This window comes from Roseovarius nanhaiticus (assembly GCF_900156535.1).
Lineage (GTDB): Bacteria > Pseudomonadota > Alphaproteobacteria > Rhodobacterales > Rhodobacteraceae > Roseovarius > Roseovarius nanhaiticus.
In genome coordinates this window covers 2,030,113-2,047,112 of sequence record NZ_FTNV01000001.1, presented here as the reverse complement: position 1 = coordinate 2,047,112, position 17,000 = coordinate 2,030,113, and the positions used below count along the sequence as shown (strand labels likewise).

At 65.3% G+C, this 17,000-nt stretch carries 14 protein-coding genes; 7 read left to right on the top strand and 7 right to left on the bottom strand.

Annotated features, from left to right (window positions below):
* Window positions 1-62: 62 nt before the first annotated feature.
* The 7 genes from BW975_RS09940 to BW975_RS09910 all read right to left on the bottom strand — a co-directional run bounded on the left by BW975_RS09940 (window position 63) and on the right by BW975_RS09910 (window position 9,575).
* Window positions 63-2,444 carry a xanthine dehydrogenase family protein molybdopterin-binding subunit gene (locus BW975_RS09940; protein WP_076533066.1) on the bottom strand — a complete coding sequence of 794 codons (2,382 nt, stop codon included), beginning with the start codon at window positions 2,442-2,444 and terminating at the stop codon, window positions 63-65.
* 30 nt (window positions 2,445-2,474) lie between these two features.
* Entirely contained in the window at window positions 2,475-2,972 is a 498-nt protein-coding gene (locus BW975_RS09935; protein WP_076533064.1) for a (2Fe-2S)-binding protein, read from the bottom strand.
* 75 nt (window positions 2,973-3,047) lie between these two features.
* Window positions 3,048-4,043 (bottom strand): molybdopterin-binding protein, encoded by a 996-nt coding sequence (locus tag BW975_RS09930; protein ID WP_076533062.1) that lies wholly within the window; start codon window positions 4,041-4,043, stop codon window positions 3,048-3,050.
* Window positions 4,040-5,005 carry an XdhC family protein gene (locus tag BW975_RS09925; RefSeq protein WP_076533640.1) on the bottom strand — a complete coding sequence of 322 codons (966 nt, stop codon included), beginning with the start codon at window positions 5,003-5,005 and terminating at the stop codon, window positions 4,040-4,042. The genes BW975_RS09930 and BW975_RS09925 overlap by 4 nt, the downstream gene beginning before the upstream one ends.
* A 72-nt stretch (window positions 5,006-5,077) precedes the next feature.
* Window positions 5,078-7,144, bottom strand: a complete 2,067-nt coding sequence (locus BW975_RS09920) for an OmpA family protein (RefSeq protein WP_076533638.1) — start codon at window positions 7,142-7,144, stop codon at window positions 5,078-5,080.
* Between the two features lie 188 nt (window positions 7,145-7,332).
* Window positions 7,333-8,601, bottom strand: coding sequence for a vWA domain-containing protein (locus tag BW975_RS09915; protein WP_076533060.1), 1,269 nt, complete (start codon window positions 8,599-8,601; stop codon window positions 7,333-7,335).
* A gap of 65 nt (window positions 8,602-8,666) precedes the next feature.
* Complete coding sequence (locus tag BW975_RS09910; RefSeq protein WP_076533058.1) at window positions 8,667-9,575, bottom strand: AAA family ATPase; 909 nt, start codon at window positions 9,573-9,575, stop codon at window positions 8,667-8,669.
* A 177-nt stretch (window positions 9,576-9,752) separates the two neighbouring features.
* On the opposite strand from BW975_RS09910, the gene BW975_RS09905 reads away from it, so the two are divergent.
* The 7 genes from BW975_RS09905 to BW975_RS09875 all read left to right on the top strand — a co-directional run bounded on the left by BW975_RS09905 (window position 9,753) and on the right by BW975_RS09875 (window position 16,957).
* Window positions 9,753-10,802: a phosphoadenosine phosphosulfate reductase gene (locus BW975_RS09905; protein WP_076533057.1), complete on the top strand. Its 1,050-nt coding sequence runs from the start codon at window positions 9,753-9,755 to the stop codon at window positions 10,800-10,802.
* Window positions 10,803-10,864: 62 nt separating this feature from the next.
* Complete coding sequence (gene pyrC, locus BW975_RS09900; protein ID WP_076533055.1) at window positions 10,865-11,923, top strand: dihydroorotase; 1,059 nt, start codon at window positions 10,865-10,867, stop codon at window positions 11,921-11,923.
* Window positions 11,924-11,974: 51 nt separating this feature from the next.
* Entirely contained in the window at window positions 11,975-12,649 is a 675-nt protein-coding gene (locus tag BW975_RS09895; protein ID WP_076533053.1) for an orotate phosphoribosyltransferase, read from the top strand.
* A 167-nt stretch (window positions 12,650-12,816) separates the two neighbouring features.
* Window positions 12,817-14,331 carry a replicative DNA helicase gene (locus BW975_RS09890; RefSeq protein ID WP_076533051.1) on the top strand — a complete coding sequence of 505 codons (1,515 nt, stop codon included), beginning with the start codon at window positions 12,817-12,819 and terminating at the stop codon, window positions 14,329-14,331.
* Between the two features lie 63 nt (window positions 14,332-14,394).
* Window positions 14,395-15,432 (top strand): alanine racemase, encoded by a 1,038-nt coding sequence (gene alr, locus BW975_RS09885; RefSeq protein ID WP_076533050.1) that lies wholly within the window; start codon window positions 14,395-14,397, stop codon window positions 15,430-15,432.
* Complete coding sequence (locus BW975_RS09880) at window positions 15,429-16,214, top strand: MlaE family ABC transporter permease (RefSeq protein WP_083687039.1); 786 nt, start codon at window positions 15,429-15,431, stop codon at window positions 16,212-16,214. The genes alr and BW975_RS09880 overlap by 4 nt, the downstream gene beginning before the upstream one ends.
* Window positions 16,211-16,957 (top strand): ABC transporter ATP-binding protein, encoded by a 747-nt coding sequence (locus BW975_RS09875; RefSeq protein WP_076533049.1) that lies wholly within the window; start codon window positions 16,211-16,213, stop codon window positions 16,955-16,957. Before BW975_RS09880 ends, BW975_RS09875 begins: the two co-directional genes overlap by 4 nt.
* Window positions 16,958-17,000: the final 43 nt, after the last annotated feature.

Below are 17,000 nucleotides of genomic sequence, written 5' to 3'. Positions count from 1 at the left end.
AGTCTTTCTTCTTGCCGGAAATATCCCGGGGTCCGGGGCAGAGCCCCGAACGCCCCGCCCTCTCAGCCCTGCTGCATCGCCTGCCAGACGCGGTGCGGCGTCACGGGCATGTCCACATGGTCCACCTTGTGCCCGCCCGATTGCAGCGCATCGACAACCGCGTTGATCACCGTCGGCGTTGAGCCGATGGCCCCCGCCTCGCCGCAGCCCTTCACGCCCAGCGGGTTGTGGGTGCAGGGCGTGCCATTGGAGTGGTCGATCTTGAAGAAAGGCACATCATCGGCGCGCGGCATGCAGTAATCCATGTAACTCGCGGACAATAGCTGCCCGTCCGCGTCATAGCTGCAATTCTCCATCAGCGCCTGGCCGATGCCCTGCGTGAGGCCGCCATGCACCTGACCGTCCACGATCATCGGGTTCACGATATTGCCGAAATCATCGGCAGTCGTGAATTTCTCGATCGTGACCTTGCCGGTCTCGGGATCGACCTCCACCTCGCAGGCATAGGCGCCGGCGGGATAGGTGAAGTTGTTCGGATCGTAAAAGGCGGTCTCCTCCAGCCCCGGCTCCACCTCGTCGAGCGGGTAGTTGTGCGGCACATAAGCCGCCAAGGTCACGTCCCCCCAGGCAAGCGATTTGTCGGTGCCAGCAACGGTAAACTTGCCGTCCTTCAGCTCGATATCGCCGTCCGACGCTTCCATGATATGCGCGGCGATCTTCTTGGCCTTGGCGATGATCTTCTCGGTGGCGCGCACCATCGCGCTGCCGCCCACGGCGATCGAGCGCGAGCCGTAGGTGCCCATGCCCATCGGCGTGTTGGCGGTATCGCCATGCTCGATCTCGATCATGTCAGCAGGAATGCCGATCATGTCGGCCACGACCTGCGGGAACACCGTCTCGTGCCCCTGCCCGTGGCTGTGGCTGCCGGTCATCACGGTTATGCCGCCGGTGGCGTTGACGCGCACCGTGGCACTTTCATATAGCCCTGCGCGCGCGCCGAGTTGCCCGACCAGGTTCGAGGGCGCGATGCCGCAAGCCTCTATAAAGCAATTGACGCCGAGGCCGCGCAGCTTGCCCTTCTTCTCGCTCTCCTTGCGGCGCGCGTCGAAGCCCGACAGATCCGCCTGCGCTTCAAGTTTGTCGATCAAGCAATTGAAATCGCCGGAATCGTACTCGACCGCAACGGGTGTCTGATAGGGGAATTCGGTGATGAAATTCTGGCGGCGCAAGGCAATGGGATCGACGCCCAGCTCGCGCGCCGCCTTGTCGATGACACGCTCCAGCTGATAGGTCGCCTCGGGGCGGCCCGCGCCGCGATAGGCGTCGACCGGGACAGTGTTGGTAAAGACCGCGCGCACATTCACATAGACCAGCGGCGTCTTGTAATTGCCGGCCATCAGCGTGCCATGCAGCCATGTGGGGATCGAGGGCGCGAAAGTGCTCAGATACGCGCCCATATTGGCGAGCGTGTCGGTCCGCACGGCGGTGAAATTGTTGTCCTTGTCCAGCGCCAGCTCGATTTTGGTCACATGATCGCGCGCCTGCGCGTCGCTCAGGAACGCCTCGGACCGGGTGCAGGTCCATTTCACGGGCCGGTTCAGGGCCTTGGCAGCAAAGGTGCAGAACGCCTCTTCGGCATAGTGATAGATCTTGGAGCCAAAGCCGCCACCCACATCGGGCGCCACGACGCGCAGCTTGTGCTCGGGGATATTCAGCACGAAGGCGCCCATGAGCAGGCGGATCACGTGCGGATTCTGCGACGTGGTATAGAGCGTCGAGTCGCCGCTTGCGCGGTTGTAATCGCCGATGGCCACACGCGGCTCCATCGCATTGGGCACAAGGCGGTTGTTGATCAGCTCCACGGTGGTGACATGCGCGGCGTTCTTGATCGCATCATCGACCGCCTGCTTGTTCTCCTCCACGAAACCCCAGTCGAAACAAAGGTTACTGGTCAGTTCTTCATGTACTTTCGTACTGCCCTCCTCCAGCGCTGCGCGCATGTCAACGACGGCGGGCAACTCCTCCATATCGACGATGATCGCCTCGGCGGCGTCGCGCGCCTGATCGCGCGTCTCGGCGACGATGGCGGCAATGGGGTCGCCCACATGACGCACATGGGTCTCGGCCAGCACCGGGTGGCGCGGCTCTTGCATCGGGTTGCCGAAGCGGTCGGTCACTTGCCAGCCGCAGGGAATCGAGCCCGCAGTCTTGAAATCCTCCCCGGTAAAGATGCGCAGGACACCCGGCATCTTCTCGGCCTCGCTCAGGTCCAGACCGTTCAGCTTGCCATGCGCTACATCTGAGCGCAGGAAATGCACATAGGCCTGTCCGCGCAAATTGATATCGTCGGTATAGTTGCCGGTTCCCGACAGAAACCGGACATCCTCGCGCCGCTTGGGGCTGGCGCCGATGCCGCCGTTATCGAGTGCATTATCCTTGGGCATGAGATGCCTCCCTGAAAAGCTGGTCGGGCCTTACTCGGCAGCGATCGCGCCGCCGATCTGGCTGACATCCTGGCCACTGGCGGCGAGGATGGATTTGACGATGTTGTGATAGCCGGTGCAGCGGCAGATATTGCCGGTCAGATAGCTGCGCACCTCGGCCTCGGTCGGCTTGGGGTTTTCCTTCAGAAGGGCCGCCGCGCTCATCACCATGCCGGGGGTGCAAAATCCGCACTGCAGGCCGTGATGGTCCTGAAACGCCTGCTGGATCTTGTTCAGGGTGCCGTCGGGCGCCGCCTGCCCCTCGATCGTGTCCACCTCGGCACCATCGGCTTCGGCGGCGAACATGGTGCAGGCCTTGACCGCCTTTCCGTCCACATGGACCACGCAAGCGCCGCATTGGCTGGTATCGCAACCGACATGCGTGCCGGTCAGACCCAGCGTTTCGCGCAGGAAATCGACAAGAAGCGTGCGGCCCTCAATAGTGCCGCTCGCGGACTTGCCATTCACGGCCATCGTGACCTGTGACATGGGCGCCCTCCCTATGAGCTATCTTTGTTATTGCCCAGAGTTAAGCACGGCGCCCCTTAGTTGAGAAGCCTGTTTTTACGCCGATTTCTTGCCGCGGCGCGGCATCGGGCGGCTGGGAATTTCCTTCAGCAGACCGCCCACGCCCATGGCCGCGATGTCGTCATGCGTCACGTCCAGCCCGCAGGCGATGCGCGACAGCACCCAATCGGCGCCATTGAGGCTGGGCGCGCGGGCGCAACCCGGCAAGCCGATGACGGGTTTTGCACCAAGATGCCCGAGAAAGAGCAGGTTGCCCGGATCCACCGGCATGCCAAAGCGCGTGACCGTCCCGCCCGCCGCGCGCAATGCCTCCGGGCCGGTATCATAGGTATCGGACGTGGCCGACGCGGTGAGAATGAGGAGGATTTCGCCCTGCGCCGCCGCCAATTGTACCGCCAGCGGCGCGGTGTCATGCGGGCAGTGCAGCGTTTCGGCCAACCTCATATCCAGCGCCTCGACGCGCGCGGCGATGGCGGAGGCCCCCTTGTCGCCCGCGCCCGCCGCGGTTTGGGTCACGATCAGCGACGCGGTACGGTGCTGCGGCGCGGCAAGGCGAATGGCGCCGCGCGATATGTCGCAGGCCTGTGTCACCAGATCGCCCGCAACCGCGTAGGAAATGATCTTGATCGTGGCGATCATGCCGCCCCGGCCGATCTGCGCCAGTTGCGGCAGGGTCGCGACCGTGATCATCGGATCAACGGCGTTGGCCGCCCGGATCGCATCGACGTCCAGTTGCACAACGCCCGGCCCCTCGGCAATGAGGTTGACACGCCCCGTGCCGGGCGCACTGCGGCGGATGCCGGTGCTGCCATCCGACAGGGCTTCGGCCAGATGCCGGGCCGCCACATCCTCGTGCAGATCGTCCGGCGCGAGCCGTGCAACGGTGACCGCGCTCAGCCCCGCCGCGCTGAGCTGCGCGATGTGGCCCGCCTCCAGCAGCAGACCCTTGCGCAGCCGGCCCTCCGGCACCGCCTCGGAATGGGCGAGGATGGCGCCCTCGGCCTCGCTCAGGGGCACGGCGCCGAATTTCACGCGCCGCGCCTCAGAACCTGGGTCATCTGCGCCAGGATGCTCAGCGCAATCTCCGCAGGGCCCGCCGCGCCGATATCGAGGCCGACGGGGCCATGAATGCGCGCCAGATCATCCTCGCCAAAGCCTGCCGCGCGCATCCGGTCCAGCCGCGCAGCATGGGTGCGCGTCGATCCCAGCGCGCCGATATAAAAGACCTTGCTGCGCAGCGCCTCGGTCAGGGCCGGATCGTCCAGCTTGGGGTCATGGGTCAGCAGCACCAGCGCGGTGCGCCCGTCGAGCCCCAGCGCGCGCACGCCATCATCCGGCCAGTCATCCAGCAGCCGGGTGCCGGGAAAACGCGCCGCACTGGCAAAGGCGCTGCGTGGGTCGACCACGACCGGATCATACCCCACCGCCTGCGCCATCGGAACCAGCGTCTGCGCGATATGCACGGCGCCGACGACGATAAGGCGCAAGGGCGGGTTGTGAATGGCGACAAATGTCTCGCCATCCTCCTCGAAGCCGGAGCGGTCCATGCGAAAGCGCTCGGCGTGGCCCGAGGCCTCGACCCGCGGAGGCGCGCCCTTTGGGCTGACCAGCGCCGCGGGCACGCGCGCGGTCCGCGCCTCGGTCAGCTGGGCCAGCACCGCCTCGGGCAGCGCGCTGCCCACGGGCTGCACCAGCACGCGGATCGTGCCGCCGCAGGCAAGGCCGACGGCGAAGGCGTCGCCATCGGCCACGCCGTATTCCAGCATCCGTGCGGCGCCCTCGGCGATTGCCTCGATCGCCTCGGCCACGACGGCCCCCTCGACGCAGCCGCCCGAGACAGAGCCCGCCATATCGCCCGCGCCCGACACGGCCAGCATGGCCCCGATGCGGCGCGGCGCACTGCCCCAGGTCTGGACGACGGTGGCCAGCGCAGCGCCCCGGCCCGCGCGGTGCCAGTCGAGCGCGATCTGTGGAATATCGTCACTGTCGGTCATGAAAAGGCCCTCCACCCCCAATATGGGGCGGAGGGCCGGAACACTCAATCGGAACTCGCGCGGCAGTCGCTGTTAGCGGCCACCATCCAGCAGTGGGGTGATGTTCCGCACGGCGCCGCGGCGATTGGCGCGAATGTCGCCCTCTTGACGAATGCGCAGATCGCCCTCGCCATAGCCCTGCACGATCATGTTGGCAGGCGGCACCTGGAAATACTCGGTCAGAGCCAGTGCAACGGACTCGGCGCGCCGGTCAGAGAGCGCCAGATTGTAGCTGGCGTCGCCAACGGTGTCTGTATGCCCCTCGATCAGGAAGACCTGTCCGGGGTCGTCGTTGATGGCGGCCACCATGGCGCGGCCCAGATCGGCCAGATCCTGCGCCTCGTCGGCCTCAATCACCGCCGAGCCAGTGCGGAAATTGATCGCATCAAGCGCGATGACCGGCACCAGCTTGCGCACCGCGTCGATGCGGCGGATCTGGTTCAGCGAATAGCTGCGCTTGGGCAGCTCGCCATTGGCGGCATTGAGCGCGAGACGCAACTGATCAACGTCCGACGTGCTGTAGTCGTAATCCGCACCGCGACGCGCATCGGCGCGCTCGAGCTCGGTCACATCGACACGCTCGAACCGGCGCGTGTCGTCAAAGAGGGTCACGTCGCGCCCGTCCGGCAGGGTGCGCACGCGGCGCAGAACGCGGCCATCGGCGGCGCGGATGGTGACTGTGCGGCTGCCATCGGCTTCGGTCACGACACTGCGCGTCGAGCCGTCCGAGAATGTCTCGGTTCGCACATCTGATCCCGGCTGACGCAAGAGCGTGTCGTCATCCTTGATGATGCGGTAGCCGCCCGACGGCTCTTGCACGACGACGCGGTCGCCGGTGTTCGATACGACGCGCCCGCCGCCATCCAGCATGCGGCCGATGGCGTAGGCCCCAAGGCCCGCCGCCGCAGCAACGCCGAGGTTTTTGAGCAGCTGATTGTCATCGTCATCGCGTGCCACTGGCGTCTGCTGCGCCGGAGCCTGCTGACCGCTGGCAGAGGTGGTGAATTCTTCGTTCGAGGCGCGGGTGTTTTCCTCGGTGACGGTGATATCCTGAGTCTCCACGACCTCACCCTCGCCAGAAGCGGCGGCAGCGGCGCCAGCGTTTTCATCCGCCAGATCTGCGGCGGTCGCCTGATCTTCGGCGCTGACTTCGGGCAGAACCTCGGGCTGCGTATCCGGCGCCAGATTTTCGGTCGATTCGGTGGGGGTTTCAGCCGCTCCGACGTCGGGTGCGGCGTTTTCCTGGCTCTGCGTTTGGATCGGTACTTCGGGGATCTCGGGCGCCTCGGACTCGGCAGCGGGCTCGGCAGCGGGCTCGGCGTCAGTTTCGGGAAGGTCGGGGGCGCTGTTTTCGGTCGACTCGGTCTGCGCCGGCTCGATCGCAGCATCGGGCGCCGCGTTTTCGGAAGATTGCGTTTGCGTGCTTGCCTCAGGAGCGGCGGCTTCGCCCGTCTCTGCGGATTGCGTCTGCTGCGCCGCCGCTTCTGCGGCAGCGGCCTCATCTGCGGCCTGCTGCGCCGCGGCTGCTTCGGCTTCGGCGCGCGCTGCTTCGGCCTCGGCGGCCTCCTTGGCCGCCGCCTCAGCCGCCGCCGCTTCGGCCTCGGCTGCGCTTTGGGCTTCTGCGGCTGCTTGCGCTTCCTCGGCAGCTTGCGCTTCCGCTTCAGCTTGTGCATCTGCGGCCGCCTGTGCCTCTGCAGCAGCCTGCACTTCTTCTGCAGCTTGCGCTTCTGCGGCTGCTTGCGCTTCCGCTTCAGCTTGTGCGTCTGCGGCCGCCTGAGCCTCCTCTGCGGCTTGCGCTTCTGCAGCGGCCTGTGCCTCCGCAGCGGCCTGTGCTTCGGCTTGCGCTTGGGCCTCTGCGGCGTTTTCCAACACGTCGGATGCGCCGGATTGCTCACCCGACGCTTGGCCCACGGTGTCCGAGATCACACCATCGATGGCATCACTGGCCGTGGCGTCGGCCTGCGCCAAGCGCAGATCGGCGCCGTTCGGCGCCACTGCCGGCTGGATCGATGCCTTTTCGTAAGCGGTGGAAGGCAGCGGCGTAGCGGCGTTGAGGACAAGGGCGAGGGCGGTGGTCGAAGTCAGCCAATGGCGTTGCATATGTATCTCCAGTCTCGAGAAAAATTTTTTGGGCATCTGCCAGAGCGATTGCCGCGCCGCGCTTTTGTAAATCTCGGTGCGCGGCAGACGTTTGCTCCATCAGGCCAAGTGACGGTTCGGTATCAAACTCCGGGCAAGCCCTCATCGTTCCCACAGCAGGCCTTCTCTGGCGGCTTTCCGCTGGTGGCCTAGCGCATGGCCATCAACCGCGCCTTGTGACCCGCCGCACCCCGCGCGGCGAGCGCCTCTGCCAAATCCTCCAGCGTGGCGACCGAGTGGCATGGCAGCACCATGTCCACATGCGGCAACATCGCGGCGATGCCCTGCGCCTTGGGCGCGAACCCGTCCCAGCGCAAAAGCGGGTTAAGCCAGACCAGCCGCCGCGCGGTCAGCTGAAGGCGCTGTACCTGCGCGGCCAGCGCATCCGGCGCGCCGCGGTCGAGACCGTCGGTGATCAACAGAACCAGCGCGCCCTGCCCCAGCACCCGGCGCGACCAGTCGCGGTTGAAGGCGGTCAGGCAATCGCCGATGCGCGTGCCGCCCTCCCAATCCTGCACTTCGCGCCCCGCCGCGGCGAGCGCGGCATCCACATCGCGCGTGGCGAGATGGCGGGTCACATTGCTGAGCCGAGTGCCGAAGGTAAAGGCATGCACCTTGCCCCAACCCGGCTTGGCATCATTCGCCCGCTGCGTATTGGCCACCGCATGAACGAAATGCAGCACCATCCGGCTGTATTGGCTCATCGAGCCGGAAATATCGCACAAGACCACCAGATCAGGCGGTCTGGCACGGGGGCTGCGGTGGGCGATCTGAGTGATCTCGCCGCCCCGGCGCATGGCAAGGCGCATGGTGCGACCCGCGTCCAGCACCCGGCCTCGCGCATCAGCGCCCATGCGCCGCGATGGCAGCGGTGGCACCGGCAGGCTGAGCTGCGCCAGCATGCGCCGGGCCGCGGCGATCTCCTCGGTGCCCATCTGCTCGAAATCGAGGGTGCGCAGCTGTTCGCGCGCCGACTGGGTGGCGCTGGCGTCAATCTCGAGCAGCGCGTCTTCGTCCTTCGGCTCGGGGATGTCGCGGTCGGGCGCCTCGGCACCATCCAAGAGCGCCTCGGCCGCACGCTTCTCGGCGGCCTCGGCGCCGCGATCCTCGTTCAGGCCGCGCATGGCAGGGATCAGCAGGCCCATCATATGCTCGAGAAAACGCGGATCGCGCCAGTAGAGACGGAAGATCTGGGCAAAGACAGCGCGATGTTCGGGCCGGGTCACGCAGGCAGCGTGCAGAGTCCAGTAGAAATCCCGGCGCGATGTGAAGCCCGCGGCACCCACGGCGCGCACCGCATCGATGATGCGCCCGGTGCCCACCGGCATCCCCGCACGTCGCAAGGCGCGCGCGAAATGTACGATATTCTGCGCCAGGCGCGGGTTTTGCGGGATATCGAGATCGGGGTATTCGGGCATGATGCGGCGCCGGGGGTTCTACCCCCGGACCCCCGAAGTATTTGTGGAACAATGAAAGATCAGGCTCATGCGGGGGCGATCGCGGCGCGGGCCTGATCGAGGATGCGGGTGGCCTCGCTATTGTTCAGGCGCGCGATGTCATCCTGGTATTTCAAGAGCGCGCCCAGCGTATCGGCGATGACCTGCGGGCTGAGAGCAACCGCATCGAGCGCCAGCAGGCATTTGGCCCAGTCGATCGTCTCGGCGACGCCCGGCTTCTTGAAGAGATCCTCGGTGCGCAGAGCCTGGACGAAGGCCACGACCTCTCGGCTGAGCTGGGCGGGCAGTTCGCGCGCGCGGGCGGCGAGGATTTGCGCCTCGCGCTCGAAATCCGGGTAGTCGACCCAGGCATAGAGACAGCGGCGCTTCAGCGCGTCATGCACCTCGCGCGTGCGGTTCGAAGTGAGGATGACGATGGGCGGCGTTTCGGCCTTGATCGTGCCCAGCTCGGGGATGGTGACCTGGTAGTCGCTGAGCGCCTCCAGCAGGAACGCCTCGAAGGGGGCATCGGTGCGGTCCATCTCGTCGATCAGAAGGACCGGCGCGCCGCCGGGCTGCGGGCGCATCGCCTGCAGAAGCGGGCGCTCGATCAGGAATTCGTCTGAGAAAAGCTGATCCTTGAGCGCGCCACCTTCTGCCGTTTTGCCGACTTCGGCAGCGCGCAGGGCGATCATCTGTGCGGCAAAATTCCATTCGGCCACCGCGCTTGCGGAATCGAGCCCCTCATAGCATTGCAGACGGATGAGGCGGCGGCCAAGCGCAGCGGCAATGGCCTTGGCGATCTCGGTCTTGCCGGTGCCGGGCTCGCCCTCGAGGAAAAGCGGGCGGCCGAGGCGCAGCGCCAGAAAAAGCGCGGTGGCAAGGGCTCTGCCGCAGACATATCCCTCTTCGGCCAGAAGGCGCTGGACATCCTCGATCGTCTTCACATGCTCCATCGCCCTGCCCCGTCTTGCGTACCCGGCCGCGGCCCGTGCCGCGCGCTTCACCCTGCCGCGCGCCATGGGCCCTGTCCAGCAAACCACACGGATTTTTCAAAATTTTGCCTCTTTTGCCGGATAGTCCAAAAGGATCGTCCCCAAAGGCGATGCGCCTGCTCATGCGAGGACAGCTTCATGCAAGACACGCCCAACACGTTCAACACGCCCCTATCGGGTCTCGCCGATCGAGACGCCTGGCTGACCAGGGCCGCCGAGGTCGCGGCCGATGATGGCTATGTGGAACGGCTGGGCGACCGCCACGCGGCACTTTTCATCGAGGACAAGCCGATCCTTCTGGTCACCTTCGAGACGCATCAGGGCATTGCCGCGCTGTCACGTGACGCACAGCCGCTGGGCTGGGACATGGCGCGCGCGCTGGGCTGGTCGCATCTGTGCCTCGTGTCGGACGGCGATACGTGGTTCCGTGATCGCGCCGTTTATGGCTATTTCGACCGATTGATCGACGACGGTTTCTTCGAGGATTTCGACCAGGTCATCTTCTATGGCGCGGGCTCTTGCGGCTATGCCGCCGCCGCCTTTTCGGTCGCGGCGCCGGGCGCCAAGGTCGTCGCGCTTGCCCCTCAGGCGACGCTCGATCCGCGCATGGCCGAATGGGATGATCGTTTCCGTGACATGCGCCGGACCTCCTTCACCGATCGCTACGGCTATGCGCCCGACATGCTGGATGCCGCTTCCGAGGCTTTCGTTATATATGACCCCGAGGATGACCTCGACGCGATGCATGCCGCACTTTTCGCCCGCAAGAACGTCACGCTCTTTCGGATGCGGTATATGGGGCCCGAGCTGGAACAGGGGCTGATGCGGCTCCAGATCCTCTTTCGCATCCTGGCGCAGGTCAGCGCGGGCAAGCTGGACCGCGCGGCGCTGGCCAAGCTCTTCCGCGCGCGCCGCCGCGACGGAGGCTATCAGTTTTCGCTGCTCGAGCGTCTTAAGGCGGCCGGTCGGCCTTATCTGGTGATCCTCCTGGCGCGCAAGGTGCTGGAGCAGCGCAGCGCACGGCCCTTCAAAAAGGCGCTGGACGCGGCTCTGCGCACGGCTAGAGAAAACGGCAGCCGCCTGCCGCCCGAAACACGGCCGGGTGCAGAGCAGGAGGCACGCGTCGCCGCTGCGCCTGGCGCCGCGCCAGATGAGGACAACATGACCGACAGTTCGGTCAAGGGCTGAGCGCAGAGTTTTGCACGGCAAGGGTCTGGCGCGGTCGCTGCGGCTCGTGTAACCCGTGCCCCATGACAGATACGCCCCAGCAGATTACCCTGCGCAAACCCGACGATTGGCACCTGCACCTGCGCGACGACAACATGCTGCGCGCGGTTCTGCCGTGGTCCGCCGCGTATTTCGGACGCGCCATTGTCATGCCAAATCTCGTGCCGCCCGTCGTGACCGCTGCGGATGCCGAGGCCTACCGTGGCCGCATCCTTGCGGCGCTACCCGCGGGCGCCGATTTTCAGCCGCTGATGACGCTTTATCTGACCGAAGATACCGACGCAGATGATGTCGCCGCCGCCCACGAATCCGGCCTCATCAGGGCGGTCAAGCTATACCCGGCAGGCGCCACCACCAATTCCGCCAGCGGCGTCAGCGATTTTTCCCGCGTACAAAGCGTGTTGGAGCGCATGGCCGAGATCGGTCTGCCCCTGTGTGTCCATGGTGAGGTAACGGACCCGGCCATCGACATTTTCGACCGTGAGGCCGTCTTTATCGACCGCGTGCTTGACCCGCTCCGCGCCCGCGTGCCTGGCCTCCGAGTGGTGATGGAGCACATCACCACCTCGCAGGGTGTGGAATATGTAAAAGCGCACGAAACCAACCTCGGGGCGACCATTACGACCCATCATCTGGTGATAAACCGAAATCACATCCTCGCCGGCGGAATCCGGCCACATTACTACTGCCTGCCCGTCGCAAAGCGCGAGGAGCATCGCTTGGCTCTGCGCGCCGCCGCAACGTCCGGCGATGCGCGCTTTTTCCTCGGCACCGACAGCGCGCCCCACACCGATCCGGCCAAGCTGCAACCCTGTGGCTGCGCCGGCTGCTTTACCGCGCCCAACACGCTGCCGATCCTCGCGCAGGTATTCGAGGACGACGGCGCGCTTGACCGGCTTGAGGGGTTTACGTCGCTGAATGGCCCCGCCTTTTATGGTCTGCCCGCCAATAAAGGCACGATCACGCTCAGCCGCGGCGCGCCCGATCTGCCCGCTCAGATCGACACTGACGATGGCCCCGTCACCGTGTTCGATCCAGGCTTCACCCCGAGTTGGCACGTCTCTTCCCATTCTTCTTGCTGAAAATATCCTCGCCGAAGGCGAAAGCTGCACGCCGATACAAGGACCGCATTCATGATCCCCAGCACATACCCTCCCGCCGATGAGATTGCCCGCCTGACCGCACGCATGCTGCTGGAAATCGGCGCCGTCCACTTCAACGCCGAGACGCCTTATATCTATTCCTCCGGCCTGCCCGGCCCGACCTATATCGACTGCCGCAAGCTGATCTCGTACCCGCGCATCCGCAGCACCTTGATGGACTTTCTGGCCGTCACCGTGATGCGCAACGCCGGCTTTGAGGCGTTCGACAATGTTGCAGGCGGCGAGACGGCGGGCATCCCCTTTGCCGCGCTGATGGCCGAGCGGATGGCCCTGCCGATGACCTATGTGCGCAAGAAGCCGAAGGGCCACGGACGCGGCGCGCGGATCGAGGGCACGATGACCGAGGGGCAGCGCGTGCTTCTGGTCGAGGACCTGACCACCGATGGCGGCTCCAAGATCGGCTTTGTCGATGCGATCCGCGAGACGGGCGCAAGCTGCGCGCATACGGCAGTGATCTTTTATTACGGCATTTTCCCGGACACCGTACAGACGCTGGGGGATCACGGCGTCACGCTGCACCACCTCTGCACATGGTGGGACGTTCTGGCCGAGGCGCGTGCCCAGGGCACGTTCGACGACGAGACGCTGCGCGAGGTCGAGGCGTTTCTCAAGGCGCCCCGTGCCTGGCAAGAGGCGCGCGCCTGACGTCGTTGCTTTTTCATCACGCGGCGCCTATCTTCCTACCATATGTAGGCGTTGGTGTCCGGGGCGCCGCAACATGCGGCGCGGCGCAATTATCCACAGACTTATACCATTTGCCCCGGCGCCTGCCCTGACTGTATGAGCGGGGCCGAGCAGCCGGGGTCAGCACCATGAACGAAATCTCAACTTTCAACGCCACCGGGGCCGCCGCCGGAACCGAGGTTCAGGCCGCCGACACCATGCCCCATTCGATCGAGGCCGAGCAGCAGCTGTTGGGCGCGATTCTGACCAATAACGACGTCTTCGACCGCATCGCCAGCATCATCGGGCCGCAGCATTTCTACGACCCGGTCCATGCCCGCATCTTCGAGACCGCCTCGGCGCGCATCGCCAAGAACAACCTCGCCTCGCCGGTCACGCTCAAGGCCTTCATGGAAGAGGATGAGGGGCTGAAGGAGCTTGGCGGCCCCGCCTATCTGGTGAACCTCGCGGGCGCCGCGATCAGCACCTATGCGGTGCGCGACTACGCCCAGATGATCTACGACCTCGCCATCCGGCGCGAGCTGATCAATCTGGGCCATGACATCGCCGGCAAGGCCGCGCGCATGGATGTGGACAGCGAGCCGAAGGACCAGATCGTCGAAGCCGAGCAGATGCTCTACAAACTCAGCGAGCAGGGCCAGACCGAGAGCGGATTTCAAAGCTTTCTCAAGGCGGTATCCGACGCGGTTAATGTCGCCAATGCCGCCTATCAGCGCGAGGGCGGTCTTGCCGGTGTCTCGACCGGCCTCATCGACATGGACAAGAAGCTGGGCGGTCTGCACAAGTCCGACCTTTTGATTCTCGCCGGGCGTCCCTCGATGGGCAAGACGTCGCTGGCGACCAACCTCGCCTTCAACATCGCCAAGGCCTACCGGCGCGGCACACGGCCCGATGGCACCGAGGGCGCGATCGAGGGCGGCGTCGTCGGCTTTTATTCACTGGAAATGAGTGCCGAACAGTTGGCGGCGCGCGTCCTCTCGGAGGCGTCCGAAGTGCCGTCCGAGCAGATCCGGCGCGGCGACATGACCGAGGGCGAATTCCGCCGCTTCGTCGATGCCGCCAAGCAGCTCGAATCCTGCCCGCTTTATATCGACGACACACCCGCCCTGCCGATCAGCCAGCTGGCCGCACGCGCGCGCCGCCTCAAACGGACCCACGGCCTCGACGTGCTGATCGTGGACTACCTGCAGCTCGTGCGCGGGACCGGGCGCAGCGAAAACCGCGTGAACGAGATTTCCGAGATCACCATGGGTCTCAAGGCCATCGCCAAGGAGCTCGACATCCCTGTGATCGCCCTGTCACAGCTATCCCGCCAGGTCGAATCCCGCGAAGACAAGCGCCCGCAGCTGAGCGATCTGCGCGAATCGGGCTCGATCGAGCAGGACGCCGATGTGGTCATGTTCGTTTTTCGCGAGGAGTATTACGCCGAGCGCGAGAAACCCGGCGACGAGAAGCTGGAGGAAATGGCCGCCTGGCAAGAGCGGATGGAGCGCCTGCACGGTAAGGCCGAAGTCATCATCGGCAAGCAGCGCCACGGCCCCATCGGCACGGTCGAGCTAAGCTTCGAGGGACGCTTTACCCGCTTCGGCAACCTCGTCCAACCCTGGCAGAACGGCGGCGGCGGCGGTGATCAGGAGTTCTGATGCGGCGCGGCCGGGGACCGCTTTGGTCTTGACCCTGCGCACGCCCATGTCACAAGACCGCCCATGAGCACAGGCACACTGACAGTCGATCTGAACGCGCTGACCGCCAATTGGCAGGTCCTGGCCGCAATGAGCCGCGCCGAAACCGGCGCGGTGGTCAAGGCGGATGCCTATGGCCTTGGCGCCGCACGCGTGGGGCGTGCGCTGGCGCGGGCTGGCGCGCGGACCTTCTTCGTTGCTGTGGCCGAGGAAGGCGCGGCCCTGAGGCAGGCCTTGGGCCCAGGTCCGACGATCTATATCCTTTCGGGCCATATGGCCGGCGACGCGGACATGCTGGGCGACATGGACCTGACGCCCATCCTCAACTCGCTCGATCAGATGATTCGTCATCTCGAGGCGCTTCCGGCGCACCCTTTTGGTCTGCAGCTGGATACCGGGATGAACCGGCTGGGGATGGAGCCGAGCGAATGGTCCGCCGTGCGCGAAGTTGCCGTGGCGCAGGACCCGCAACTGATCATCAGCCATCTGGCCGCCGCCGAAGATACCGGCGACGAAATGAACCGCCGGCAACTGGCGCTCTTTCGGGAGATGACGGAAGGGGTCGATTGCCCGCTGAGCCTCGCCAATACGGGTGGCGTCCTGCTCAACAAAGCGTATCATTTCGACGTCACGCGTCCCGGTATCGGGCTTTATGGCGGGCGCCCCTTTGCCGATGCGCGCCCGGTGGTCAGCCTCGATATTCCGGTGATCCAGTGCCGTGACGTCGCCCCTGGCGAGGTGGTCGGCTATAACGGCACATGGATGGCGCAGCGGCCCAGCCGCATCGCGACCATAAGCGCAGGCTATGCGGACGGGCTATTACGCGCTCTCAGCGGGCGCGCCTCGGTTTGGGCGGACGAAGTGCGCTGTCCTCTGGCGGGCCGCGTGTCGATGGATCTGATCGGCGTCGACATCACCGACGCGGCGGGCGATCCCAAAACGGTCTCGCTGCTGGGGCCGGATCAGACTGTGGACGATCTGGCGGATGCCGCCGGGACCATCGGGTACGAGATCCTCACCTCGCTCGGCGCGCGCTATAACCGGCGATATCTGGGCGGATGAACGTGATCCTGCATCTTCTGGCGGCGCTGGGACGGAGCGCGCTTGCCGCGCTGGCCGGAATGGGCCGAATCGCGCTATTCGCGGGCAGCACAGTGTCGCATCTGATCCGCCCGCCGTTCTACGGGCGCGAGTTCACTCATGCGCTGGTGCAGATCGGCTGGCTGTCGCTGCCGGTGGTGGGCCTGACTGCTCTCTTCACAGGCGGTGCACTTGCGCTTCAGATCTACGCGGGCGGCGCGCGGTTCAACGCCGAGACGGTCGTGCCCTCCATTGTTGCCATCGGCCTTACGCGCGAGCTGGGACCGGTGCTGGGAGGCCTCATGGTGGCCGCGCGCGTGGCTTCTTCCATCGCCGCCGAGATTGGCACGATGAAGGTGACCGAGCAGATCGACGCACTGACGACGCTTTCCACCAATCCGATGAAATACCTCACCCTGCCCCGCGTTCTGGCCGCGACTCTCGCGGTGCCGCTGCTGGTGGGCGTGGGCGACGTGATCGGAATCATGGGCGGGTTTCTGGTGGCCATCGGACGGCTGGATTTCAACGCCGCCACCTACATGCACAATACGCTCGATTTTCTCGAGGCGTGGGACGTGATCAGCGGCATGATCAAGGGCGCTGTCTTTGGCTTTATCGTGGCGCTGATGGGCTGCTATTACGGTATGAATTCGGGCCGCGGCGCCCAAGGCGTGGGCCGCGCGACCAAGGCGGCGGTTGTCGCCGCATCCGTGCTGATCCTGGCCAGCAATTATGTCCTGACCGAGGTGTTTTTCTCGGCATGATCACGCTTTCGGACGTCTCCAAATCCTTCGGCTCGAACCACGTCCTGCGGGGCGTGAATCTGACCATCGAAAGCGGCAAGTCGATGGTGATCATCGGCGGGTCGGGCACGGGCAAGTCCATTCTGCTGAAATCGATCTTGGGCCTGGTCACGCCCGATAGCGGCACCATCACGCTCGATGGCCGCGACGTGACCAAGGGCGACCGCGACGCGTTTCTCGCGCGCTTCGGGATGCTGTTTCAGGGCGCCGCGCTCTTTGACTCACTGCCTGTCTGGCAGAATGTGGCCTTTCGCCTCATGCGCGGCTCGCTCAAGCGGCCCCCAGACGAGGCGCGCGAGATCGCCATTGAAAAGCTGCGCCGCGTGGGCCTGACACCCGAGCAGGCCGACAAGTACCCCGCCGAGCTGTCGGGCGGCATGCAAAAGCGGGTGGGCCTCGCCCGCGCCATCGCCGCAGAGCCCGAGATCATCTTTTTTGACGAGCCGACGACGGGTCTAGATCCCATCATGGCGGGCGTCATCAATGACCTCATCCGCGAGATCGTGACCGAAATGGGTGCCACCGCGATGACCATCACTCATGACATGACATCGGTGCGGGCCATCGCCGACGACATCGCGATGCTGCATGACGGTGTGATCCAATGGACCGGCCCCGTGGCCCAAATGGACGCTTCGGGTGATCCATATCTGGATCAATTCATCCACGGGCGCGCGACTGGCCCCATCGAAGCCGTGCGCTAAAGGCCCGAATTGCCGGTTATTGTTCGCTCAGCGGAAACAGAAA

Bases quoted from the DNA above. Each gene is read 5' to 3' on its own strand.
- BW975_RS09940 (WP_076533066.1), bottom strand. From the start codon at position 2,444: ATGCCCAAGGATAATGCACTCGATAACGGCGGCATCGGCGCCAGCCCC.
- BW975_RS09935 (WP_076533064.1), bottom strand. From the start codon at position 2,972: ATGTCACAGGTCACGATGGCCGTGAATGGCAAGTCCGCGAGCGGCACT.
- BW975_RS09925 (WP_076533640.1), bottom strand. From the start codon at position 5,005: ATGACCGACAGTGACGATATTCCACAGATCGCGCTCGACTGGCACCGC.
- BW975_RS09920 (WP_076533638.1), bottom strand. From the start codon at position 7,144: ATGCAACGCCATTGGCTGACTTCGACCACCGCCCTCGCCCTTGTCCTC.
- BW975_RS09915 (WP_076533060.1), bottom strand. From the start codon at position 8,601: ATGCCCGAATACCCCGATCTCGATATCCCGCAAAACCCGCGCCTGGCG.
- BW975_RS09910 (WP_076533058.1), bottom strand. From the start codon at position 9,575: ATGGAGCATGTGAAGACGATCGAGGATGTCCAGCGCCTTCTGGCCGAA.
- BW975_RS09905 (WP_076533057.1), top strand. From the start codon at position 9,753: ATGCAAGACACGCCCAACACGTTCAACACGCCCCTATCGGGTCTCGCC.
- pyrC (WP_076533055.1), top strand. From the start codon at position 10,865: ATGACAGATACGCCCCAGCAGATTACCCTGCGCAAACCCGACGATTGG.
- BW975_RS09895 (WP_076533053.1), top strand. From the start codon at position 11,975: ATGATCCCCAGCACATACCCTCCCGCCGATGAGATTGCCCGCCTGACC.
- BW975_RS09890 (WP_076533051.1), top strand. From the start codon at position 12,817: ATGAACGAAATCTCAACTTTCAACGCCACCGGGGCCGCCGCCGGAACC.
- alr (WP_076533050.1), top strand. From the start codon at position 14,395: ATGAGCACAGGCACACTGACAGTCGATCTGAACGCGCTGACCGCCAAT.
- BW975_RS09880 (WP_083687039.1), top strand. From the start codon at position 15,429: ATGAACGTGATCCTGCATCTTCTGGCGGCGCTGGGACGGAGCGCGCTT.
- BW975_RS09875 (WP_076533049.1), top strand. From the start codon at position 16,211: ATGATCACGCTTTCGGACGTCTCCAAATCCTTCGGCTCGAACCACGTC.